The sequence below is a fragment of the Shewanella sp. TB7-MNA-CIBAN-0143 genome (genome assembly GCF_040310065.1).
In the GTDB taxonomy this organism is placed as follows: Bacteria; Pseudomonadota; Gammaproteobacteria; order Enterobacterales; family Shewanellaceae; genus Shewanella.
Genome location: NZ_JBEOPL010000009.1, coordinates 114,584 through 136,909, shown reverse-complemented (window position 1 = coordinate 136,909; position 22,326 = coordinate 114,584). Strand labels below are relative to the sequence as shown.

The 22,326-nt window shown below is 42.3% G+C and carries 20 protein-coding genes and 1 pseudogene; 11 read left to right on the top strand and 10 right to left on the bottom strand.

Annotated elements, in window-relative coordinates; genetic code table 11:
* Positions 1-15 precede the first annotated feature (15 nt).
* Together AAEY97_RS09575 and AAEY97_RS09570 are read right to left on the bottom strand one after the other, a co-directional pair.
* The gene (locus AAEY97_RS09575) at positions 16-3,180 is read right to left on the bottom strand and encodes an efflux RND transporter permease subunit (protein ID WP_502959449.1); all 3,165 of its coding nucleotides are present in this window, start codon (positions 3,178-3,180) and stop codon (positions 16-18) included.
* Between the two features lie 9 nt (positions 3,181-3,189).
* The gene (locus AAEY97_RS09570) at positions 3,190-4,422 is read right to left on the bottom strand and encodes an efflux RND transporter periplasmic adaptor subunit (RefSeq protein ID WP_182744666.1); all 1,233 of its coding nucleotides are present in this window, start codon (positions 4,420-4,422) and stop codon (positions 3,190-3,192) included.
* A 411-nt stretch (positions 4,423-4,833) separates the two neighbouring features.
* Between AAEY97_RS09570 and AAEY97_RS09565 the strand changes: the two genes are divergently transcribed.
* Complete coding sequence (locus tag AAEY97_RS09565) at positions 4,834-5,469, top strand: TetR/AcrR family transcriptional regulator (RefSeq protein WP_101088648.1); 636 nt, start codon at positions 4,834-4,836, stop codon at positions 5,467-5,469.
* Between the two features lie 113 nt (positions 5,470-5,582).
* Here the strand turns inward: AAEY97_RS09565 and AAEY97_RS09560 are convergent.
* Positions 5,583-6,062: pseudogene (locus tag AAEY97_RS09560) on the bottom strand (type II secretion system protein); the annotation flags it as partial.
* A 340-nt stretch (positions 6,063-6,402) separates the two neighbouring features.
* Here AAEY97_RS09560 and mog point away from each other — a divergent pair.
* Both mog and AAEY97_RS09550 read left to right on the top strand, forming a co-directional pair.
* The gene (gene mog, locus AAEY97_RS09555; protein ID WP_011639389.1) at positions 6,403-6,936 is read left to right on the top strand and encodes a molybdopterin adenylyltransferase; all 534 of its coding nucleotides are present in this window, start codon (positions 6,403-6,405) and stop codon (positions 6,934-6,936) included.
* A 224-nt stretch (positions 6,937-7,160) separates the two neighbouring features.
* On the top strand, positions 7,161-8,723 hold the full coding sequence (locus AAEY97_RS09550; protein ID WP_350998393.1) for a sensor domain-containing diguanylate cyclase: 1,563 nt from the start codon (positions 7,161-7,163) through the stop codon (positions 8,721-8,723).
* Between the two features lie 104 nt (positions 8,724-8,827).
* On the opposite strand, the gene AAEY97_RS09545 is transcribed toward AAEY97_RS09550, so the two are convergent.
* The 4 genes from AAEY97_RS09545 to AAEY97_RS09530 all read right to left on the bottom strand — a co-directional run bounded on the left by AAEY97_RS09545 (position 8,828) and on the right by AAEY97_RS09530 (position 12,672).
* Positions 8,828-9,052: a hypothetical protein gene (locus AAEY97_RS09545; RefSeq protein ID WP_059746050.1), complete on the bottom strand. Its 225-nt coding sequence runs from the start codon at positions 9,050-9,052 to the stop codon at positions 8,828-8,830.
* A 151-nt stretch (positions 9,053-9,203) separates the two neighbouring features.
* The gene (locus tag AAEY97_RS09540) at positions 9,204-10,337 is read right to left on the bottom strand and encodes an ABC transporter permease (protein WP_335691684.1); all 1,134 of its coding nucleotides are present in this window, start codon (positions 10,335-10,337) and stop codon (positions 9,204-9,206) included.
* Positions 10,337-11,071 (bottom strand): ABC transporter ATP-binding protein, encoded by a 735-nt coding sequence (locus tag AAEY97_RS09535; protein WP_335691686.1) that lies wholly within the window; start codon positions 11,069-11,071, stop codon positions 10,337-10,339. The genes AAEY97_RS09540 and AAEY97_RS09535 overlap by 1 nt, the downstream gene beginning before the upstream one ends.
* Positions 11,072-11,073: 2 nt before the next feature.
* Positions 11,074-12,672, bottom strand: coding sequence for an alpha/beta hydrolase (locus AAEY97_RS09530; RefSeq protein ID WP_350998388.1), 1,599 nt, complete (start codon positions 12,670-12,672; stop codon positions 11,074-11,076).
* Between the two features lie 94 nt (positions 12,673-12,766).
* On the opposite strand from AAEY97_RS09530, the gene AAEY97_RS09525 reads away from it, so the two are divergent.
* The 7 genes from AAEY97_RS09525 (at position 12,767) to AAEY97_RS09495 (ending at position 19,552) form a co-directional block, all read left to right on the top strand.
* Positions 12,767-13,144: a GntR family transcriptional regulator gene (locus tag AAEY97_RS09525; protein WP_011639383.1), complete on the top strand. Its 378-nt coding sequence runs from the start codon at positions 12,767-12,769 to the stop codon at positions 13,142-13,144.
* A 45-nt stretch (positions 13,145-13,189) separates the two neighbouring features.
* Positions 13,190-14,059 carry an ABC transporter ATP-binding protein gene (locus AAEY97_RS09520; RefSeq protein ID WP_350998385.1) on the top strand — a complete coding sequence of 290 codons (870 nt, stop codon included), beginning with the start codon at positions 13,190-13,192 and terminating at the stop codon, positions 14,057-14,059.
* On the top strand, positions 14,056-15,348 hold the full coding sequence (locus AAEY97_RS09515; protein WP_350998382.1) for an ABC transporter permease: 1,293 nt from the start codon (positions 14,056-14,058) through the stop codon (positions 15,346-15,348). The genes AAEY97_RS09520 and AAEY97_RS09515 overlap by 4 nt, the downstream gene beginning before the upstream one ends.
* A 126-nt stretch (positions 15,349-15,474) precedes the next feature.
* Positions 15,475-17,268 (top strand): AMP-dependent synthetase/ligase, encoded by a 1,794-nt coding sequence (locus AAEY97_RS09510; RefSeq protein WP_350998379.1) that lies wholly within the window; start codon positions 15,475-15,477, stop codon positions 17,266-17,268.
* A 126-nt stretch (positions 17,269-17,394) separates the two neighbouring features.
* Positions 17,395-18,336 (top strand): Ssp4 family T6SS effector, encoded by a 942-nt coding sequence (gene ssp4, locus AAEY97_RS09505; RefSeq protein WP_350998376.1) that lies wholly within the window; start codon positions 17,395-17,397, stop codon positions 18,334-18,336.
* Positions 18,336-18,851 (top strand): hypothetical protein, encoded by a 516-nt coding sequence (locus AAEY97_RS09500; protein ID WP_350998373.1) that lies wholly within the window; start codon positions 18,336-18,338, stop codon positions 18,849-18,851. Before ssp4 ends, AAEY97_RS09500 begins: the two co-directional genes overlap by 1 nt.
* 308 nt (positions 18,852-19,159) lie before the next feature.
* Positions 19,160-19,552: an acyl-CoA thioesterase gene (locus AAEY97_RS09495; RefSeq protein ID WP_502959448.1), complete on the top strand. Its 393-nt coding sequence runs from the start codon at positions 19,160-19,162 to the stop codon at positions 19,550-19,552.
* A 14-nt stretch (positions 19,553-19,566) separates the two neighbouring features.
* Here AAEY97_RS09495 and AAEY97_RS09490 read toward each other — a convergent pair whose 3' ends face one another.
* The gene (locus AAEY97_RS09490; protein ID WP_502959443.1) at positions 19,567-19,824 is read right to left on the bottom strand and encodes a GNAT family N-acetyltransferase; all 258 of its coding nucleotides are present in this window, start codon (positions 19,822-19,824) and stop codon (positions 19,567-19,569) included.
* Positions 19,825-19,890: 66 nt separating this feature from the next.
* The gene (locus AAEY97_RS09485; RefSeq protein WP_192116226.1) at positions 19,891-20,313 is read right to left on the bottom strand and encodes an acyl-CoA thioesterase; all 423 of its coding nucleotides are present in this window, start codon (positions 20,311-20,313) and stop codon (positions 19,891-19,893) included.
* 138 nt (positions 20,314-20,451) lie between these two features.
* Here AAEY97_RS09485 and AAEY97_RS09480 point away from each other — a divergent pair, with 138 nt between their 5' ends.
* On the top strand, positions 20,452-21,477 hold the full coding sequence (locus AAEY97_RS09480) for a hypothetical protein (RefSeq protein WP_350998367.1): 1,026 nt from the start codon (positions 20,452-20,454) through the stop codon (positions 21,475-21,477).
* Between the two features lie 66 nt (positions 21,478-21,543).
* On the opposite strand, the gene mtnC is transcribed toward AAEY97_RS09480, so the two are convergent.
* Positions 21,544-22,224, bottom strand: coding sequence for an acireductone synthase (gene mtnC / locus AAEY97_RS09475; protein ID WP_162024182.1), 681 nt, complete (start codon positions 22,222-22,224; stop codon positions 21,544-21,546).
* Positions 22,225-22,326: the final 102 nt, after the last annotated feature.

Genomic DNA, 22,326 nt, shown 5'->3' with positions numbered 1-22,326 from the left:
GAATCAATAACGCGGTTAATCGTGCGTTATGGCCGATTCGGCTAACTCGGTTTTATTTTTGCCACGTTTTGCGAGGGCATAATAAAACAGTGGCGTTAAGATAAGGCCAAAAATAGTCACCCCAATCATGCCTGAGAATACTGCAACACCCATTGCTTGACGCATTTCTGAACCAGGTCCGCTAGAAAACACCATAGGTACCACACCCATAATGAAGGCTATCGAGGTCATTAAAATAGGCCGTAAACGTAAGCGTCCGGCTTCAAGTATGGCCTCTAATGGTTCCATGCCATCATCTTGTAACTCTTTGGCAAACTCAACAATTAGAATGGCATTTTTAGTTGCCAGCCCCACCAGTACAATTAACCCAATCTGGGTAAAGATATTGTTATCTCCACCGTAGATAAGTACCCCTGTTAATGCCGATAACAGTGTCATTGGGATAATCAGAATAATGGCTATTGGTAAGCTTAAACTTTCATATTGCGCGGCTAATACCATAAACACTAACAAGATAATTAATGGGTAAATATAGGCGCCCGCATTGCCTGCCAAAATTTGTTGGTAGGTGATCTCAGTCCACTCGTAGGTCATACCGTTAGGTAAGGTTTCAGCTAAAATCTTTTCAATTGCAGCTTGCGCCTCACCGCTACTAAATCCAGGTGCAGCACCACCATTTAATTCCGCAGTGGTAAAACCGTTGTAATGCATGACTCGGTCTGGACCAGATGAATTGGTGACATTAATAAATGAACCAATAGGCACCATTTCACCTTGGTTGTTACGTACTTTTAGTTGGGCAATTTGTTCAGGCGTTTGTCTAAACTGCTCATCTGCTTGTACGTTCACTTGATAAGTTCGGCCAAACTGGTTGAAGTCGTTGGCGTAAACCGAACCCATATAACCCTGCAGGGTGGAGAACAATTCGTCTAACGACACCGATTGCTGCTTGGCTTTAGTACGATCGATGTTTACTTCAAGTTGTGGCACATTGACTTGATAACTCGAGAATACTCCCGCTAGCTCTGGCGTTGCCCATGCTTTTTGCATCACTTGCATGGTCACTTTATACAACTCTTCGTAACCGTAGTTAGCACGGTCTTGAATTTGTAATCTAAAGCCACCAATGGTGCCTAAGCCTTGCACTGGCGGTGGCGGGAAAATCGCAATAAATGCGCCATTAATCGAGGCGAATTTTTGATTTAACGCGGCAGCAATAGCACCTGCTGATAATGATGGATCTTTGCGATCGGCAAAGTCATCCAGCGGGGTAAATAAAATGGCGCTGTTAGTACTATTGGTAAAGCCATTAATGCTTAAACCTGGGAAGGCTACAGCATGGGCGACACCAGGTTGCTCAAGTGCAATACGTGACATTTCTTTCACGATAGCTTCAGTGCGATCTAATGATGCAGCATCAGGTAGTTGGGCAAAGGCAATAAGATATTGTTTATCTTGCCCAGGCACATAACCTGTTGGGGTATTGGCAAACTGTAAGCCTGTTAAGCCGACTAAACCGATATACAAAATACCAATGACAGCACCAAAACGAATGATTTTCTTCACTAACCAGCCGTAACCGTTAGACATACGCGCAAACATGCGGTTAAACGGATTAAATAACCAACCGCCTAATAACTTATCCATACCGCGGGTAAGTGCGTCTTTTTTCTCGTGATGACCTTTAAGCAATAATGCCGATAAAGCAGGGCTAAGGGTTAACGAGTTAATTGCCGAAATAAAAGTGGAGATGGTAATGGTTAGCGCAAACTGTTTATAAAACTGTCCGGTTAAGCCTGACATAAATGCAGTAGGAATAAATACCGCCGCCAGTACCAATGTGGTGGCAATAATCGGACCGGTCACTTCTTTCATTGCCTTTTGAGTGGCAGCAACGGGCGATAATCCGTCTGAGATATTTCGCTCAACGTTTTCAACTACTACAATCGCATCATCGACCACGATACCAATCGCGAGCACTAAGCCAAACAGTGATAAGGCATTCAGCGAAAAGCCCATTAGGTGCATAAAGGCGAATGTACCCACAAGTGATACTGGAACCGCCACTAATGGAATAATGGATGCGCGCCACGTTTGTAAAAACAGCACTACCACTAATACAACCAGCAATAATGCTTCAACCAGTGTTTGTACCACAGCTTTAATTGAGCCACGCACGAACACGGTAGGATCATAAACGATGTCGTAGGTTAAGCCTTCTGGAAATGACTTAGACAACTCAGCCATTTTAGAACGAACATCATCAGATATTTGAATCGCGTTAGAACCCGAGGCCTGGAACACAGGTAATGCAGCCGCGTCTTTATTGTCTAACATTGAGCGTAGGGCGTAAGTCGATGCACCTAATTCAACCCGGGCAACATCTTTTAAACGAGTGATCTGACCTTGATCACCCACTTTAACAATAATGTCTTCGAACTCTTCAACGTTGGATAAACGGCCTTTAACGTTAATCAGTAATTGGAAATCACTGTCGCCACTAGGTTGCGCGCCTAAACTGCCGGCTGCGGCTTGTTGGTTTTGCTCACGAATAGCGGCAACAATATTGCTCGGTGATAATCCGATTGCCGCTACTTTATTAGGGTCTAACCACACACGCATACTGTAGTCGCCAGCGCCAAACACACGCACAGCACCCACACCGGTAATACGGGCTAATTCATCTTTTACTTTTAATACCGCATAGTTAGACAGATACAACATGTCATAACGATCGTCGGGCGAGGTTAAATGCACCACCATGGTTAAGCTAGGTGATGACTTTTCGGTGACTATGCCTAAGCGTTGTACTTCTTCTGGTAAACGAGGTTTTGCTCGTTCGACCCGGCTTTGGACTTGGGTTTGAGCTAAATCAACATCAGTACCAATCGCAAAGGTGATGGTTAGCGTCATGCGCCCATCAGACGTGGCTTGCGAAGACATGTACAACATGTTTTCTACGCCGTTAATCTCTTGCTCTAGCGGTGATGCAACGGTTTCAGCAATGATTTTAGGGTTAGCACCTGGGTAGTTTGCCGTAACAACTACCGTTGGCGGCACCACTTCAGGGTATTCGGTAATGGGTAATTGCCATACTGCTAGCGCGCCTGAAATAAAGAACAGCAGCGACAGAACAGCGGCAAAAATTGGTCTTTTAATAAAGAATTGAGACAACATTATGTGGTTTCCTTAACCCTGACTTGCGTCATCAGCAACACTTGCTGTTAATGGCTGGTTATCGAGGAGGCGTTGTGCTTGATGTAATGCTTCTAATTTGTCGCTATCGGCCATGTCGGTGAGATTTGGCTCAATAGTGACGTTAGGGCGTACTTTCTGCAGACTGTTTACCACGATGGTATCGTTAGGGGATAAACCGGCAGTAATAATACGTAAACCGTGAAGCTTCTCACCTAGGCTAACGCTACGATACTCAAGGGTGTTTTTGTCATTTACTACCAGAACAAACTTGTTATTTAAGTCAGTAAAAATGGCTTTGTCGTCAATTAAAATGCTGTCGTATGACTCGCTACCCGCAATGCTGATGCGGGCAAATAAGCCGGGTAATAATTGATTATCCTGATTGGCAAAGTTTGCTCGAACGCGGATAGTACCTGTTTGTTGATCAACCGAATTATCGACAAAGTCGATCACACCCTGGTGGTTAAAACTGGTTTCATTTGCCAGAGCCATCACCACAGCATTGTTGCCCAAACGTGGATTTTGACGTTTGTTCTCGAACGATAACGCGGAATATTTTAAATACGTTTGCTCATCGATATCAAAATAAGCGTACATATGCGATGTAGAGACTAAGCTGGTGAGATGTGTTTGTCCGGCGGTGACATAGTTACCTGCCGTTTCATTGGCATACGATACACGACCCGTAATTGGGGCGGTAACATGGGTATATTCAACGTTAAGTTGGGCGCTAGTTAATGCTGCTTTAACTGATGCTACAGCAGCGGCAGTTTGATGCATATTAGAGCGACGAGTATCAATAAGCTCTTCTGAAACCGCTTTTTGATGGAACAGCTTATTGGCTCGTTCATAATCATTTTCAGCAAGTTGGTTAGCTGATATTGCACTGGTTAATTCTGCTTTAAGGCGTTCATATTCAGCAGTAAATACACTCGAGTCGATGGTAAATAACACATCGCCTTTTTGCACTAGCGCGCCTTCTTTAAAGTTAATCGATTCAATATAACCTGACACGCGAGGTACCAAAGTAACCTTTTCTGGTGCTTGTAAGCGTCCAGTAAATTGATCCCACTCGGTAATGCGTTCATAAAGTACGTTAGCAACATCCACCTTAGGCGCTGCGGGTGTATTCGCTTGTTGTGCTGGTTGCTTTCCGCACGCCACTAATAGTAATGCCGTTAGGCTTACTAACAAAGTGATTTTAATTGATTTTAACGTCTTCATGGTGCTGTCCTCTAATCCATAGCATTTACGTTATTTAACAAGCTATTGGGTGCGTTACTTTTGTCTTTGGCTATGTTTTTATACCAATCGGTATAAATTGTTCTGTACCGCACGGTAATATATAGATTAAAATACAACTGTCAATTAGTTTTGTACCGATTGGTATTAAATTATTATAACAAGGTGATTAATAATCAACATGATGAAATAGCTTCACGGCATATAACGTGGAGAGTGACGATGAAATAGCGTTAATCAATGCTTGATAAAGATGAAAAAAAGCGCTTAATCTACTTATTATTAACCCTTTCTATGATTTAGTGTTGTGCTAAGATGTACGAATTATCTACCGTAAATTAGTCAGTTAACGTGATGATAAATAATGATTCGTTAATATAAGAGGTACTATTGATGACAATAACAAAAGCAGCTTGTGTCGGCCGCCCTCGTGGGTTTGATATCGACTTTGCATTAGAGCAAGCGCTACATGTTTTTTGGCGTAATGGCTATGAAGGTACCTCTATAAGCGAATTAACTGAGGTGATGGGAATTAAAAAACCCAGCCTATATGCTGCATTTGGTAATAAAGAGCAGTTGTTCTTAAAAGCCATTGAGCTTTATGAAAATCGCCCAGATTCGCTATTTAATACCGCCTTTAAACATGAGCATATTGCCGATGTTATTCGAGCTTTATTAGTAGGCGCGGCGGCGCAGTTCACCGATTGTAGCCACCCGCAAGGTTGTGCGCTAATCAATAGTGCGTTGTCATGCAATGAAGCAAGCGAAGGGATTAAAGAAGCGGTTCATCTGCTGCAAACTAAACATCAATCTGAATTAATTGATCAGTTTGCTGAGGCTAAACAAAGAGGCGAATTAGCTGATGATTGTCAGCCGAAAGTGTTAGCAACCTTGATCGTGACATTGTTTAAAGGTATGTCTATCCAAGCTGCTGATGGCGCGACACATGATGATTTACGCCATGTTGCTGAAATGGCAGTTACGGGCATTTTAGCCCAACATGTCATAGGGTATTCAGCCGTGAAATAAGCGTCTTTAAAAGACGCTGTCTGACAGTGTTTTTATAACAGGAAGCGTCATCTTTTTTTATTGGTGTTAGCGGCCAAGTTCAAACCAAACCAATTTATGTCTTGCTTCTACAATTAACAGCATGTGGTTAGGGCATAAAATGTTGGATCAGCCGAAACAGATGAACCTGCCAAATAACGTAAGTTACAGTTTGCAAAAGAAGTGAATCCCTTAGGGTAAATAGATACTGATGGATTCGTGCCGGCATTATAAAAAATAGCCCAGTCAGCGGTAATATCCGTTTTACTTGCGTCAACAACTACCTCAAATGAACCATCAAGTGCTTTGGCTATATTGTCAGCCAGAGGCGTTATGTATCCCACAGTAGTGCTAATATTTACACCATTTAGTGTTACCGAACCTGATTCGAGCTTTTCTTGACCCGACAATACCGCTTTTGAATAAACCAAGGTATTCGCTGACTTTAATGCTCCCTGGAATCCCTTCAAACTGGCAATAAGCGCATCACTTTTCAGATTAATAAACTTAGGCGCTGCAACTACGGCTAAAATGCCTAAAATAATGATGACTACCACTAATTCGATAAGGGTAAACCCGCGCTATTTGGTTGCATGCATAGAACTCATTCACTTTATGTTGTTACGCTGTACCGATTGTTATTAGGTAATACATTATGACGAATCTCATGGCGTTCATCGTTTATCGCTGAGCAAATTAAATAGCAGCCAAACCAAAATATTAACCCGTATTACACTATTCAATTTACCCAGTATAAATAACCCACTAACAGAACTCATTGTTTGACTTGGTTAATAGAATCCTAAATCGGTGATCTACCTATCAGTTTAACATTTTGTAAATGCCGCTTTTTTTGGTAGATTGTCGGCATATATTTGCATTACTGCTTTTACCCCACATAAGGGAAAGATAACCATGAGCAAAGCTAAAATAGGCATCGTTACCGTTAGCGATCGTGCCAGTGCTGGCATATATGAAGATCTGTCTGGTAAGGCGATTATTGATGTATTGAATGAGTATTTAACCTCTGAATGGGAACCTGTTTATAAGGTGATCCCCGATGAGCGTGACGTTATTGAAGCCACATTGATTGATTTAGCTGATAATCAAGACTGCTGTTTAATCGTGACCACTGGTGGCACGGGGCCGGCCAAACGCGACGTAACGCCAGAAGCTACCGAAGCAGTGTGCGATAGAATGATGCCTGGTTTTGGTGAGCTAATGCGTGCCGAATCATTAAAGTTTGTACCAACCGCTATTCTATCCCGTCAAACGGCCGGTCTTCGTGCCGACTCGTTGATTGTTAATCTACCCGGTAAACCTAAGTCTATCCGAGAATGTTTGGATGCTGTATTCCCAGCAATTCCTTATTGCATCGACTTAATGGATGGTCCGTTTTTAGTTTGTGATGAAGCCGTGATAAAGCCGTTTAGACCTAAAGCAAAGTAGTATCGCAGCCCTGTATTAGTGTTTTTGTAAGCTAAGCTAATACAGGGCCAATAACCATCGAGGCTATTGGTTAGTGTTTGTTTGATTGAGAACCAAGATCATTCACCATAGTAGATGAGTTTTACATTTGTCTCAGTTTGTTATGTTTGATTGCTTGGTAAAAAGTACTTTACGTTATATTTCGCAATACACTAGCAAGATACATTCAGTAGGGCTGGTTCAATATGACATTAAATCGTTTTTCGCTTGTATTGTTATCTTCATTATTACTTACAATCAGCATGTTATTGGTGAGCATTTACTATTTTTTTTACCTTCCCGGAATAAAAACCGAAATATTGGACCAGCAACAACAAGAATATAATTTGTTATATTCTGCATTATCGTTATCAAAAAACAGTTTAACCACCTTATGTTACGATTATGCCGTGTGGGATGAGCTAGTTGAATATGTTGGTAACCCGACAGATGATTTTGTTCAAAGTAATATGCCCGACAATGCATTTGAGGCTGCAAATATTGATGCTGTCTTCGTCAGTGACATTAATAACAAGTTGATTTGGGATTATCATGATGACTCATTAACATCATCCAGATCGTCACTCGTTCATTTATTGCATCAAAAAAATACAGAATCTTTTGCTATTTTGCCGACACCAGCAGAGATAGCATCACAAAAAGTGTCTAGCCGTAGTGGTTATCTTGTTGTGGGTGGGCATTTGTTGTATTTCAGTAATACCACTATTTTACCCTCTACTGGCCAAGGTGAAATTGTTGGCAGTTTAACGATGGTTCGCTTAGTGGATAAAGCGTTAATTAACGATATTAGTCAGTTTTCTTTGGTGAAATTTTCAATTGAAAATGTGCAAACATCAACAGAGACAATGGAAGCGTTTTTTAACGTAAAGCCAATAGAAAATATAGCGCCATCGCATAGTTGGCTAGTTCGTAATACATTTGACGACCAAGTGGTACAGGTGACTTTACACCATAAAAAAGTGTCGTTACCTCAGTTAGATTGGGTTTCGGCAATATCGATATTGTTGTCGATAGTGTTGATTGTTTCCCTCTCGCTAATGGCATTATCAAGACTGCTTATTAAGCCGCTTATTCGTTTTAACAAAAGCATAAATGATTCATCAGACGATAATTTTTTGAGCAAAATGGATTCAAATCATTTTATTGATGAAATCGAGAACGTGTCCTACTCATTTAATCAATTATTGCTTAAGTTTAACGCTCAACAAAATTACTTAGAGACATTAACGGTTCAAGATTCGTTAACAGGCATTACTAATCGAAGAGGACTTGAAGCATTTTCAAAGCGAATCATTTCGCGCTGGCATCAGGAAAGTGTTGGTTTTAGTGTGATGATGATTGATGTCGACAATTTTAAGTATTTTAATGATCAACAAGGACATCTTAAAGGCGATGATGCATTAATTACCGTCGCCACTTGTCTGGTTGAGGTTATGGCTCGATATGATGCGCTTGCTTCACGCTATGGTGGTGAGGAGTTCTGCATAATTTTGACCGAGAATAATCATCATAATATATTGAAAGTCGCAGAAGTCATTCGTGAGTCTATTGAGCAATTGCAGATCCCCAATCACATAGATGGTCGAAATTGGGTCACCGTTAGTATTGGTGTTGTGGTGGTTGACGATAACTTAGCCGATATAGAAAAATACAACTTTAGCGATGCACTGCAACATGCAGATGAGCAACTTTATTTAGCCAAGCAAGCGGGGCGAAATACCGTCAGTGTGACGAGATTTAGCGACTAAATGTGCCGAATACCGAAGAGTTAACTCGACATTCGGCACTTTATTTTCAACACTACTTTATTTTCAAATACTACTTTATTTTCAACACTACTCTAGCGCAAATACTACAGCTGTTTAAACTGCTGCTTTAAATCAAAATCACTGTCAGTTACTAACTTCTCTAATACTTGTATCCGTTCAATCAATGCTTGGTTTTGGGCCTGTAGATCGCTGACACTGCCCGTGTCAGTTTGCTGCTTATGCTTCATATAATACTTAAACATTTCAGATGCAGTGGTGCCAACCACAATAATGAAGACCAACGCGATAATGGCGATATCATTTTCCATAATGACTCCTAATTAATGCTCTTTTGTTAATAGATTTTTGACTTTCTTATCTGACTTACTCTTATTAAAAGCGCTAGCTAATCTCTCTTGCTAATTACCTCAGCCTTATCTCTACTCGTTAAGGCTGGGGCTCGTCGTTATAAGCTAACCGTTATAAACCAAAGACGACTTTTTCACTTTTAAGCGACTTTTCTAAGCCTGCAGCCAACGCAATGGCAATGATCAGTGTGGTCACAGATGAAATAATTAACTGCATCATTGGTATTTCACGACCTTTAATAAAGTCCATTAATGCTTGCTGTTGGCCTGATACGGGTAACCACTGCAATATGTCTGGAGCGATGTTGTAACTAGCTGCCATTGAAAGGGCCAGTGGTACAAATAACACCATGGTTAAGTATGATTGCGCCTCTTTAAAGGTTTTAGCCATAAACGATACATACAGTTGTAAGGTTGCGGCCATCAAGGCGACTGGAATACCCACAAGGAACATTAAGCCCATAAAGTCTGGAGTGATATTGACGGTAAAGCCAATTTCTTGCCACGGTACAAAGGGGTAAGCCACTTTTGATACCAGTAAAATCAAGATTAAGCCGAGCAAAGCAAAACAGGTTACGGCAATAATTTTACCGATGACTAATTCGCGGGTGCTCATTGGGTGGCTTAACAATAGTGCTAGTGAGTTACGCTCACGCTCACCTGCGCTGGTGTCGATAGCGAGGTTCATACCGGAAATAAATACCGAGTACATCATGGTGAATATAGCGATGCCTAAAATCATCCCACCTTTAGAGTCTGGTGTGGCTTTGTCTTCGATATTGACCTTTAATGGCTGGGTTATCCGTGGATTAATACCGCGGGCAATTAAGCGAATGCTGCCCATTTCTGCACTATATGCTTGCAGTTGACGCTCTAGTCGACGAATTGATTTTTGCAGCTTCTCATCTGAATTGTCGGCTATTAATATCACTTCAGCTTGTTTAGCTTTGGCCATGTTGGCGGCGTAATCGTCACTAATGGTTAAGATTATTTTGTTCGCTTGTTCATCTTCACCGTGGTTGATGCCGTTATTACTTAAGTAGCGCACTAAATCTGGAGCGTTATCGGCATTGTTGATATTGATGTTTAAATCTTCTGGACTAGACAGCTGGCCAATTAACACCATAAACATGCCGCACATGATCAACGGCGTACCAATGGCATAATATAAACCAGCCATAACCGATCGTTTATCTCGTGCGGCGTCGATGAGTTCTTTGCGCACCATTGCGAGTATCATTTTCATTATGCTGCAATCCCTTCGTCGGTACCGATAAGTTCGATAAATGCATCTTCTAGTGAGTCTTTACCTGTTTGCTGACACAGTTCATCAGGACTACCGATGGCGACTACTTTGCCATTAGCCATCACGATAACGCGATCACACAAGGCGGCGACTTCTTGCATCACGTGGCTTGAAAACAGCACGCAATGACCTTGGTCTTTGAGCTGCAATAAAATGTCGCGCAACAAACGGGTACTCATCACATCAAGCCCGCGAGTAGGTTCGTCTAAAATGATGTTACTTGGCTTATGAACAATGGCTTGTGCTAATGCCGTTTTCATCCGCTGGCCTTGAGAAAAACCTTTGCAGCGACGGTCACAAATGTCTTCCAGCTTTAATTGTGCAATCACATCTGCGGTGGCTTCTTTCGCTTGTTTGCGCGACATACCGCTGAGTTCGGCAAAGAAGCTAATGTATTCACGCGGGCTTAAACGTTCATATAAACCAAAAGGGTCGGGGAATAGGCCTAACTGCTTTTTGGCGCCAATTGGATCAACTGCAACATCTATGTTATCAACGGTAGCTGTGCCTGAGTCTGGCTTAAGTAAACCAAATAAGGTGCGTAAACAGGTGGTTTTACCGGCACCATTTGGGCCAAGTAAACCGGTAATTTGGCCATTCTCAGCGCTAAAGCTTAAGTTATCTAAGGCCTGCACATCGCCAATTTTTTTGGTTAAGTTTGCAACAGTAATCATGACTATTCCTTATCCGCAGCGGTATTCGCTGGTGCTGTTGTTTCTATGTCAGTGGGCGTGTCGATAACCGGTAGCGCTTCAACGGTATTGGCATTAAGGTAAAAGCTACGACGGACATCTTTTTGTAAGCATTCACCGTTGATGTCTTTTACTGAACCTTGGTCAACTAACTGGGCGACGAGGTCATTGCCACAGCTTTGGCCTGCCACGCCATGTGTTGCGTAAGGTGCAATGAAGTGCTTTGATTTTGTCAGTTTTTCTTGTGCCATTGCGCCCCAGTTTGGCGGTGTTGCCGGGTCGAGTTCGCCAGATAACAGTAAGGTGGGTATATCACTGAGAATTGGCTCACTAAAGTTGTCATCTACTTGTGGTATCGGCCAGGCTTGGCAGGTTTTTTCTAATCCATCTAACATATTACCGCTGATGTACGACTCTTTTGCATCTTTACGCATTTGATCAGTAATGCGGTGAATGTCTTCGCCACACACCACGGATGCGTGCATGCCCATCGCAATACCTGTGCTATCAGCGGTTAATGTGTAAATACCTAATATTGGTTGGTAGTTTCCCTGCGCTGCCTGATGAATAGCATGCGGGATAAGCGCACGAATATTTGCCATGTACATCGCCATTCTAATAGCGCCGCTAAACTTGCCGCGGGTGAGTAAAAACTCGCTGAGTTCATCTGTTTGTGGGTCACGTACTTGTTGGCTTATCGGAGCGGTGGCGAGCAGTTGGTCGACTTTATTGTATTCGTCAGCCAAGTCAGGAAATTGTTGCTGGCAAGCAGGAGTACTTATACAGTCGCGCCATAATACATTTAAACCACGTTCTATTGAGTCACCAATCGCCACGACACTTTGTTGCATTGGCACCACGCCATCCAGTGTCACGGTTAATAAGGCTTCTGGGTAATGGCGCATATAAAGCTGTGCCATACGTGTTCCGTAGGAAATACCGTATAAATGCAGTTTTTGGTAATCCAAATATTCGCGTACTGCTTCGAAGTCTGTTAACGCGGTATTACTACCGTATTGGCTTACATCGGCATCAATTTGACCTAGGCATTTTTCTGTCATGGCAATGATATCAAGATCGTCATCATTCATACTGAGTAATTCAGTGGTGTCATCGTCGCAAGATAAAATGTTCGATTTACCGGTACCACGCTGATCAATCAGTAAAATATCGCGTTGCTGACGAACTTTGGTCAACATGCGATTAAAGAAAGCGGCATTTTCAATGGCTGACTGGCCTGGTCCGCCTGCGATTGCCAGTAACGCTTCATTTGGGTGAGTGTTTTTAATGGCTGGCAAAATAGCAAAATGAATGTCGATTTGCTTACCGTCAGGTAGTTGAGGGTTTTCTGAGACAGTTATTTTACCGCACTGTAATTGCTCGTCTAAACCGTCTAAGTAACAAGCACTGGTTTTAGCGGGTACAGCCACATTGGTTTGCGATGTGTCAGCATTACTATTGTTGGCGAGTAAAATAGCAATAGCGACCGCGAGCCATCGGCTAGTACGTGTTGCCGATTGGCATAACCCAGAGCGGGTTGACCGCTTGGCTAAGACTGTGTTGATAAACTTCCTGTTGATCATCGGAACGTTTCCTTTTTGCATTTCATGACGATTATGATACCTTAGCACTTAGTGTATGAGTGTATCAATGTATTAATACAGTTGTTAAAGGCTAATGTTAGAATTAATAAATGTCAACCCCAGCAGTGGTGAACCCATCTATCGACAGTTGCACGATCAAATCGTGCGCTTAATTGTCGGCGGGCAATTGCACCCTGAAGATGTTCTGCCTTCGGTGCGCCAACTTGCCGAGCATTTAGCGGTAAACCCGATGACGGTATCACGTGCTATGCAGCAACTTGTCGACCAAGGTTGGGTTGAGCGCCGTCGTGGTCAGCCGTCACGCGTAGCTGCTAGAACTGCGGCCAATAATGATTCAGGCAGCAGTTTGTTGGCACCACAATTAACGGCATTAGTTGAGCAGGCACGGCAGCTAGGGGTCGATTATGACCAGTTACAAGTATTGTTGGAACAATTTTGGAATAAAGAATAGCCACAGTTGAGCTAATTTTTAAGGACATTATCTAGGAAGTCGAAAATGGAATCCGAACAACAGCCCGTTTTACGCTTTAATCATGTGAGCAAAACCTTTGCTGCAAAACACAAGTCTGCAGCAGGTCATGCGGTGTTGGTCGATCTATCGATGACACTCTACCCAGGTATGGTGGTCGGGTTATTAGGCCAAAATGGTGCGGGTAAATCGACGTTAATGCGTTGTGCATTAGGCATTGTGGGCATCGAACAAGGTGATATTTCAACCCTTGGCGAACCGCCTAGCGCTTTATCTATTCAAGCAAAAGAACGTATTGGTTACGTACCCCAGCAGCCTTTTGGTTATGAAGGCTTTACTATTGATAAAGCATTAGAGTTGCACCGTAGCTTCTATCCAAATTGGGATATGACACTCGAGCAAGATTGGCTTAAACGTTTTGATTTAGATGTTACGCAAGCGGTGCAAAAATTATCAGTGGGCCAGCGTCAATCATTAGCATTGATCATGGCTATGGCGTATCGGCCAACCTTACTATTACTCGACGAACCCGTTGCCAGCTTAGATCCCATTGCCAGGCGTCAGTTTATGAGCGACTTGTTCGATCTCGCGCTCGATTCAGGTTCAGCAGTGTTATTTTCATCGCATATCACCTCAGATTTAGAACGTGTTGCCAGCCATGTTGCCCTGATTAAAAAAGGCCAACTGATACTGTTTAAAGAAATCGACGCCTTGCGTGAAGAGGTTAAATTACTCAACTTAGCCGAAAACGCTCAGTTACCGTCACATTATAAAATATTGAGCCAAACCGGACAAAGTGTGCTGGTGGATACGCAAGGTAACCCATCGAATATTGCGGGTGTGCAGAGTGAAAAATCACTCAACCTAGAACAGTTATTTATGGAGCTGCATCGATGAATCAGTCGTTGCAAAACAGTCAACTTTCAGCATGGCGTAAACCTTACCGTGGCATGCTGCGGTTGTGGTTGTTTGACTTAGGCAGTGTCAGTTTTATTGGTACCGCAGGATTAGGCCTAGTGTTAGGGCTGCTGTGTTTTATCAGCGGTAAAACCGAGGTTGTTAGCCTCGTTTTTTCCATGGCAACACTGTCTACTGCTGCGGCAATTGCTTGGCAGTTAAATCGCTTAGCAGCAGCTGAGATGACCGGTCTAATACCTCATTATCAAAAGCACGTGCTCATACAGGCGGCGACCATCGCAGTCGGTATGTTATTGATACAACTATTCGCCTGTATTGGTTTTGCTGCTTACGATGTCATCCCCAGACTACTGCTAGCCATTGTGGTCAGCTTGCTATTTGTATGGGCCTGTTTATGGCGCAGTAACAGTTTTCATTTATCGTTTTTATTATTCATAACAGTGCCATTTTTAGATAAATTAGCGCTCACGATACCGACGTGGATGATGCTAATACTGATTGCTGGGCTATTGTCTTGGGTGATCCATTTATGTCGCCAACTTAGCTGGAATAACGAGGCGCGTGTGGTGTACCTCAACGCCGTGCAAATGGGCTGGATGTGGCTGCCGAGCATAAAAGGATTTACCTGGATTACTCGTGTTGAGCGGTTGTTTCATCCGATGAACTTTTTTATCGGCCCAGTGCTAACGATGATGCTGCTTTGTTTACCGTTGATCACCCTTGGTTTAATACTGCTGTCGTGGCTATTTGATATTGATGTACCAGCATTATTTTTATTGGTGCAATTTACCGTGATCAGTTGTGCCATTGTTCATTGGAGCCGAATTCAGCGTTGGCGCGCGGCAGAAACGCTGTTTTTATTGCCTTGTTATAGCGGCTTGAGTGGATTGCGCGATGCATTTTACCGCAGCCAGTATCGTTTCATCGCTGTGTTAGTGGCTATGGTCAGCGTGCTAGGTTTTACCAATAGCTTGATTGACCCGCAATATGGCGGATTATTTGTACTGCATTTAGGTCTAAGCACTTTTTGGGGCTGTGCGATTATGCTGGGAATGGGTTCGGCAAGCCGTAATAGCCTGCAAGCCACAGCAGCAATGCTAATAGTGTTACTCCATTCGATATTGGTGTCGTTGAGTTTCGCCGCAGTGCGAGACGGTGACAGCTTATGGGTATGGTTGCTTATGGATGTGCCACTAATTATTGTTGGTGTTGGCGCATTAATTTGGGGTAAAAAACGTTTGTGGCAGCATGGTGTTTTGGCCCCGTAAATCATCGAGCATAACTGACAAACGTGACCGTAAGCTCAAAAATAGAGCAAAAGCTCTTATGGTTTTTAGCGACTTCAGGTAGAATGTAAAAAGCGGAACACTTGTAAGCTAAAAGGCCACTATCATATGTCATTAGATCAATACCACGTAGTTCGACTCCTGCAACAGCAAGGTCAGTCATTAGGCGATAATATTGCCCTTGAAGGCTTTGACATGCCTGCACCTTGGCATACCGTAACGTGGGGCGCATTTGATACGGTTACAGACTCAGTCGCACAGTTGTTAATTGAGTTTGGCTTACAAGTGCAAGACAAAGTGGTGATTTTAGCGCAAAACTGTCCACAGTGGACCTGTGCAGATATTGGTGCCCTTAAAGCTCGTAATGTTGTGGTACCGGTATATCCAACCAGCACCATAGAGCAAGCGGTATTCATTGTTAACGACTCTCAAGCTAAATTAATTTTTGCTGGTAACCAACAGCAATACGACATGGCTTGCACAGTGGCAGCCCAAGCTGAGTGCGTGCAACACATTGTAGTCTTTGATGCTAACGTTACCCTTAATGCCGATAATCATGTGTATTTTGATCAAGTATTAGCGGCGCAATTTAATCCGCTGATTACCAATGAGCTCAATACTAGACTAGCCAATAGCAATTTAGACGACTTATTTACGCTTATTTATACCTCTGGCACCACCGGCAATCCTAAAGGTGTGATGCTCGACTACCGTAATTTTGCCTCGATGATTAAACAGCATGACAGTGAGTTGCCATTTACTGCGGGTGATGTGTCGCTGGCCTTTTTACCGCTTAGCCATGTATTCGAGCGTGGTTGGAGTATGTATGTATTATGTCGCGGTGGCCACAATGTGTATTTAAACGACACTAATCGCATTAAAGAAGCCCTTATTGCGGTTAAACCACATACCTTGTGTGCTGTGCCGCGATTTTTAGAAAAAATTTACAGCGCTGTGCACGATAAAGTCGGCCAAGCGCCTAAAGCGAGACAAACATTATTTGCTTGGGCGATGCGAGTAGGTAAACGCCAATTTGAAGTTAGCCAAGGTCGTGCTTCAGGAAATTTGTGGTTAAGTACACAGTGGAAGCTGGCTAATAAGCTGGTTTACAGCAAGTTACAGCAAGTGTTGGGTGGCCGGTTAAAGTTCATGCCCGTGGGCGGTGCCGCACTCGATATTAATGTGGCCAGCTTTTTTCACAGTATAGGTGTACCGGTATTGTGTGGTTATGGCATGACAGAAACTTGCGCCACGGTAACCTGTAATACTTTGGATAATCGCGTACCAGGTTCAAACGGTAAGCCACTAGAAGCTATGCAAATCAAGCTTGGCAAAGACGATGAAATCTTAGTGCGTGGCGACACTGTGATGCGCGGTTATTACAATCGCCCACAAGATACCGCCGACGCCTTTGAAGATGGTTGGTTAAAAACCGGTGATGCTGGGCGTATCGATGAGCATGGTAACTTGTATATTACCGATCGCATTAAAGAGTTAATGAAAACTTCAAACGGTAAATACATTGCACCACAGCGGGTTGAAGGTAAGGTGGCTTGTTGCCCGTTTATCGAACAAGTCGCCATTGTTGCCGATGCACGCAATTATGTATCAGCCCTAATTGTGCCAGCATTTGAAGCATTAAATACTTGGGCTAAAGCGCAAGGTATTCATGTTGAAAACCCAATTGAGTTGTTACGTCACTCACAAGTAGTGGCTCATTTCGAGCAGCGATTAATCGAGTTGCAACATGAGTTAGCTGGGTTTGAAAAAATCAAAAAATTCACCTTATTGCATGAAGCATTTTCGATGGAATCTGGACTCATCACGCCGACATTAAAGCTGCGTCGTAAAATGATTTACAGCAAATATCACAGTGAAATTAATGCCATGTATGGCAAGTAATTAACCATCAATCTTTATACCAAAGGACGCATTAGCGTCCTTTTTCGTAATACTTAGTGATAATTGCCTGTATTTCCAATAGAGGTACAATACTCTATTTTAAAATTAGGCAACATAGAGGGAACTATGGAAATTATCACGGTAAATGGAAAGCCTGTTTTTAGATCTAGCACTCAGTCTTTTTATGGCAATCAATTTAGCCAGAAAGTGTTGGCGAATATCGATACAAAAACGCTGTTCAAAAAAATTGACGCTATACCGGGTCTTGCGGGTGCAGGAATCGTTTATATTGATAGCAAGTACAACATTATTGAATTAAGAAAATTCGAACCTGTTTGCCAACTAAATCCGATTAAAATCGTTCTAAGGGAGCCGCCTCAATTAATGAGTCAGGCCGAGTTTGCCTCTCATTTAAAAGGTAGCCAAGGCAATATCCGTGAATCGAAATTAGTTGGTGAATTGGGAAATGCAGCTTGGAGTTGTGGTACAGCCTTTCTTGGTTGGACAGTTATTATTGGAAGTTTAGGCGCTATCCCATTAACCGGCGGTGCAAGTAGTGCGATAACGTATTTAGCAATAGCAGGTGCAACAGCTGGATCGCTTCAATGTATGAATGGTTTGATTAGAGTAGGCGCTGAAGCTTATTCTCCTGAGTTGAAAGATGATTTTGACTCTCAAGAGTGGTATCAAAATGCCACTATAGCAGTAGATTTAGTGTCGCTTGCAGGAGCTGGCGCTGCAGCTTTAGGTACAATAAAAGCAATAAAAATTATGCAGTTTGGTACAAGTAAGAATACCTATGAAATCTTAAAAGGGTTATCCCGTGCTGAAAAAAAGAGATTAAATCGTGAAATTACCCGTCTTAATTTACCAGGTGCTTCAGGTAAATTAATAAAGGCAATGGCTCGAAAAAACAACATAAAAAAATATACAGGCAAACAAATTACTCATGCATTTCGTTTACATTTAATGGATGCCGTTGGAGCTTCAATGAGCGTTTCTGGTAGCCTATTCAATGGAACAATTGGAACAATGGCTATTGGTATATATGAAGAGCTCGCTGATTGATGAAAAGACAAACTAAAAAGAAAAGTGATGACGATATTGTCGGATTATTTCCACCTATGAAGTCCATAGCGGCTTTTTTGGCTGCGACACTATTCATGATAATCTCCATGTCGCTTTTAAATTTTCTCATTTTAGAGTTTTATTTTGGTATAGCTGGTATAGGAAGCAAGCTTCTGTTCTTATATTTATCGACTTCAGTAATTGTTTTCAGTGGCTTCAATTATGCAGTTGTTAGAGGATCTTTCTTCGCCGTAAAAGTCTTACAATGGTATTTCTGTATTTTATTTATTATATTTTTGCCAACAGTGTTTTTAATCGCAGAACAGGCAACATTTATTTATGCGTACCTGTTAGCCGTTGTTTTTTTACTCATGTCACTTTACTTGTTACAGAGTAAATACTATCAAATTTTTGTTGAGTATCAGTTTGATGCCTTAGAAGACATCAAGGAAGTTCGTGCTGAAATAGCGGCTGAAGTTGCAGCAGATAAAGCTAAGCATGGAAATAAGTTCTAGTTGTTTGGCTTCGGAGTGACAAGATTTTCGCCGAGATTTGATGACATTTTGTCTGTTTAGTTGATTTTGGCCATTATAGATGAGTACGATACCCAACCGATAAAATAATTTTATTTAATTTTTTAAGATGATTACTGTTTTCTCCCCTAACATACCCCCCATAAATACCTTCACAATACAGACTTTTTTGATGACCTCGAGTGAGATGTGTCGTTAGAATGGGCTAATGACATTTGTTCATCGAGCAAAACGTCAATGGACTCAAAAATAATAATAAAGGATTCTTTGTGACAAATACTCAATTTAGCATGCCCCTCAAACCGCGCTTTTGTGAAACCGATGCGCTAGGGCACATTAATAACACGGTTATCCCAGTGTGGTTTGAAGCGGCTCGTGAGCCGATTTTTGAAATCGTAAATCCAGGGCAAGATTTAACCAAGTGGAACATGATCATTGCTGGTTTTACTATCGCGTTCACCGCACCAACGTATTATGGCGAAGAAGTTATCGTTAAAACGCACATTAGTCGTTTAGGCAATAGCAGCTTTGATATATTACAAAGCTGTTGGCAGCACGGAAAAAAAACCGCTGAAGCGACCACCACTATGGTGCATTACAATTACCAAACTGAAAAAAGCGAACCACTTGCTGAGCTTGTTCGTCAGCAATTGGCTGCATTAACCGGTGCAGCTCAGGACTAACACAAAAGAAGCGATTAACGTAAAAACTTGGCTACATAACTGCAACTGGCGTTGATGTTAAGTTTTTCTGCTTTCGCCCAAGCCAGTCCAGTACGAACCAATTTTTCGGCAATTCCTTGGCCGCGTAAAGCGGGTGGTACAAAGGTGCGACTAAAATCAATATTTTGATCATCTAAGTGATATTCAAGTACCGCCTCAACACCTTGAGTGATAACCACAAAACGATGTTGGCTAGCTTGGTGTTGCACGGTTACTGCGTCTTGATTGCTCATAGTGTGTTGTCCTATTACTTGTAATGCCGCTTGTTGATGTGGCTATTGATGTTATGACTCATACTGTTACTCATGTTCCAATAAGGCGTTGAGTAATTCTTGCGTGAGTTTAGCTTTTTTGCCGGTTTTAAAGTTAAACATCACCACTTTTGCCCAGCCGATAGTCGTCACTGCTTGCTGTGCTTTGCTGAACACGGTGTAATGCATCACAAAGCGGTCTTCATTGATATCGCTGATCTTTACCCCTACAACAATTGAGTCCGGAAAGGTTACTGGGCGCTTAAAGCGGGCATTTGTTTCACTTAGCACTGGGCCGACACCCGTTGTTTTTAGATCGTCGAGTAGGTTAATTTGGTTAAAGAAATCGAGACGAGCAGTTTCAAAATACTTAAAATACACCGAATTATTCACATGTTGCAGTGCATCCATTTCACCCCATGCTACTTGAATGTCTGTACTGATAGAATGTTGAGCTAAAAAGTCATTCATGGCGGTTCTCTGTTATGAATTAATAAATTAAACGCTTGTTTAAATTCCATCTGTTAATTTAACAGTCCGGACGATGAACAACAAGGGACAGTGGCTATTACAGTGAGTATATCCAGTGAACTTATAAGGATTTTCACCTTGCGAAAAGAGACTTTTTTAACAACATCGAATTTATGGATATCGTCGTGCTGGACGGTGTTTTGCAGCCGATTTACTGAATTACAAACCAAACTGAGTTTGCCGCAAAAATTGTATCTGGTGGCGATAGTCTTACTGTTTGCTACTGACTCGGTAGCGTGGGTGGCCATTATCAGTGTGATGGCGATGTCGATTGAGTTCTGGCATTTATTTGAACGTATGTGGCACAGCTTGGCTGGCAAAGCTGTGTTGTTATTGTTTTATGCGATAGTGGCCAATTTTGCCTTGGCTAGTTCAAGTTCAGTGGTTAACGATGTGGTTGGCGTCGCAGCCAGTAGCTTTAATTACACCCATAACTTCGCCATTTTGCTCTACATTCCGGCATGGAGTGTGGTGATGAGCTGTATTGTGCTGTTATTACTACAGCTTATTTTTCCGCTAATGTTTGGTGTGTCTTTTATACTCCGCCCCTTTGGTGTGACCAACTTTCGCTTGATTAATCATGTGCATTTTCATCGTACAACCTTTTGGGTGCGAGTGATTCTTGCTGCAGTGGTGTTGTATCACCTCGCCATGCTGATGGACCTTTATGGTCAGGTTGAAAAAGCCTTGGATGATCCGCAAGTAGTGCAATTAGTTGAAGTGGAAACCGAAGAGGAAATACTTGCTGATGATGGTCTGTCGGTCATTGTCAAAGCCGGCGTCGCGAAGAAGGAACCACCAAAACCTGAACCCAAAACAGCGAAACAAGTTGAACGCGAGCAAGAACTGGACGCCATTGATGAAATCGCCAAGCAGCCTTACAGTCATTTACGTAGCCAGTATTTTACCAGTGTGCGTAAAGCAATTGCGTTGTTTGCGTTTCAGTTGGAGGCGAATGCCAAATCCCGCTGTCAAAAACTACCGTTGTCGCATGTGGTCGAGCTTAATGATTATGAGATCCTTGAGATAACACCCGATATCAATGCGGAATATGGTTATCATTTTGAAGTGAAAAAATGTATTTCACCTGCATTCCCCAGTTAACAGGCACTTTGCAGACATAAAAAAAACGACCTAGATGGTCGTTTTTTTATGTCTAATAAGTCAATGTTAATCGAACGCTAACTCACTAAAGCTGCTTATTTTTTTGCACGTAGCTTGGCGTTGGTCAGCAAAGCGGATCATTTGGCAAGTTGTCATGCCTGCGGCTTCTGCGGCTTTGAGCTCTTCTGCTACGTCCGATACAAATAAAATCTGTTTTGGTTTCAAGCTAATGGTGTTGCAAATATTGCAGTAGGCTTGTTTGTCTAACTTATTGCCCGTGCGGGTATCAAAGTGACCATTGAACGAACCGGTTAAATCGCCTGCTTCGGTGTGGCTAAATAACAGCTTTTGCGCTTCGACAGAACCAGAAGAGAAGCTGTAAATACGAATGCCTTTTTCTTTAATGCGCTCAATGCTATCGATAAAGTCAGGGTAAATATGGCCAGTAAACTCTACGCGGTTATAACCTTGTTTCCAGATTAGCCCTTGTAGGGTTTTAAGTGGCGTTAGTTTACGGTCTTCGTCTATCCATTGCTGTAAAATCTCAGTGACTCGCTCGAGTGTCGCGTCTGGTTCTAAGGCAATATCTTTAACATCGCTGATACAGTAATCAACCACAACGTTATGTTGGTTTTGCTCAAGAAATTCAGCCATCGCTTTTCTTGAGTAAGGAAATAACACATCCTGAATAAAGTTAAGATCGGTAGTGGTACCGGCGGTATCAACGATAATAGCTCTAATACTCATAAGATTTGTTACTCCAAAACAATAAATTAACGTAATGATGATCCTAAGCTTTATTGGCGATTAAGGCTAGTGCTATTCGTGATATTGCACCCTCGTTAGATG

Coding starts and splice junctions, on each gene's coding strand:
- AAEY97_RS09550 (WP_350998393.1), top strand. CDS start 7,161: ATGACATTAAATCGTTTTTCGCTTGTATTGTTATCTTCATTATTACTT.
- AAEY97_RS09485 (WP_192116226.1), bottom strand. CDS start 20,313: ATGAATGACTTTTTAGCTCAACATTCTATCAGTACAGACATTCAAGTA.
- AAEY97_RS09565 (WP_101088648.1), top strand. CDS start 4,834: ATGACAATAACAAAAGCAGCTTGTGTCGGCCGCCCTCGTGGGTTTGAT.
- AAEY97_RS09535 (WP_335691686.1), bottom strand. CDS start 11,071: ATGATTACTGTTGCAAACTTAACCAAAAAAATTGGCGATGTGCAGGCC.
- ssp4 (WP_350998376.1), top strand. CDS start 17,395: ATGGAAATTATCACGGTAAATGGAAAGCCTGTTTTTAGATCTAGCACT.
- mtnC (WP_162024182.1), bottom strand. CDS start 22,224: ATGAGTATTAGAGCTATTATCGTTGATACCGCCGGTACCACTACCGAT.
- AAEY97_RS09540 (WP_335691684.1), bottom strand. CDS start 10,337: ATGAAAATGATACTCGCAATGGTGCGCAAAGAACTCATCGACGCCGCA.
- mog (WP_011639389.1), top strand. CDS start 6,403: ATGAGCAAAGCTAAAATAGGCATCGTTACCGTTAGCGATCGTGCCAGT.
- AAEY97_RS09545 (WP_059746050.1), bottom strand. CDS start 9,052: ATGGAAAATGATATCGCCATTATCGCGTTGGTCTTCATTATTGTGGTT.
- AAEY97_RS09530 (WP_350998388.1), bottom strand. CDS start 12,672: ATGATCAACAGGAAGTTTATCAACACAGTCTTAGCCAAGCGGTCAACC.
- AAEY97_RS09500 (WP_350998373.1), top strand. CDS start 18,336: ATGAAAAGACAAACTAAAAAGAAAAGTGATGACGATATTGTCGGATTA.
- AAEY97_RS09520 (WP_350998385.1), top strand. CDS start 13,190: ATGGAATCCGAACAACAGCCCGTTTTACGCTTTAATCATGTGAGCAAA.
- AAEY97_RS09515 (WP_350998382.1), top strand. CDS start 14,056: ATGAATCAGTCGTTGCAAAACAGTCAACTTTCAGCATGGCGTAAACCT.
- AAEY97_RS09510 (WP_350998379.1), top strand. CDS start 15,475: ATGTCATTAGATCAATACCACGTAGTTCGACTCCTGCAACAGCAAGGT.
- AAEY97_RS09495 (WP_502959448.1), top strand. CDS start 19,160: ATGCCCCTCAAACCGCGCTTTTGTGAAACCGATGCGCTAGGGCACATT.
- AAEY97_RS09570 (WP_182744666.1), bottom strand. CDS start 4,422: ATGAAGACGTTAAAATCAATTAAAATCACTTTGTTAGTAAGCCTAACG.
- AAEY97_RS09525 (WP_011639383.1), top strand. CDS start 12,767: ATGTTAGAATTAATAAATGTCAACCCCAGCAGTGGTGAACCCATCTAT.
- AAEY97_RS09490 (WP_502959443.1), bottom strand. CDS start 19,824: ATGAGCAATCAAGACGCAGTAACCGTGCAACACCAAGCTAGCCAACAT.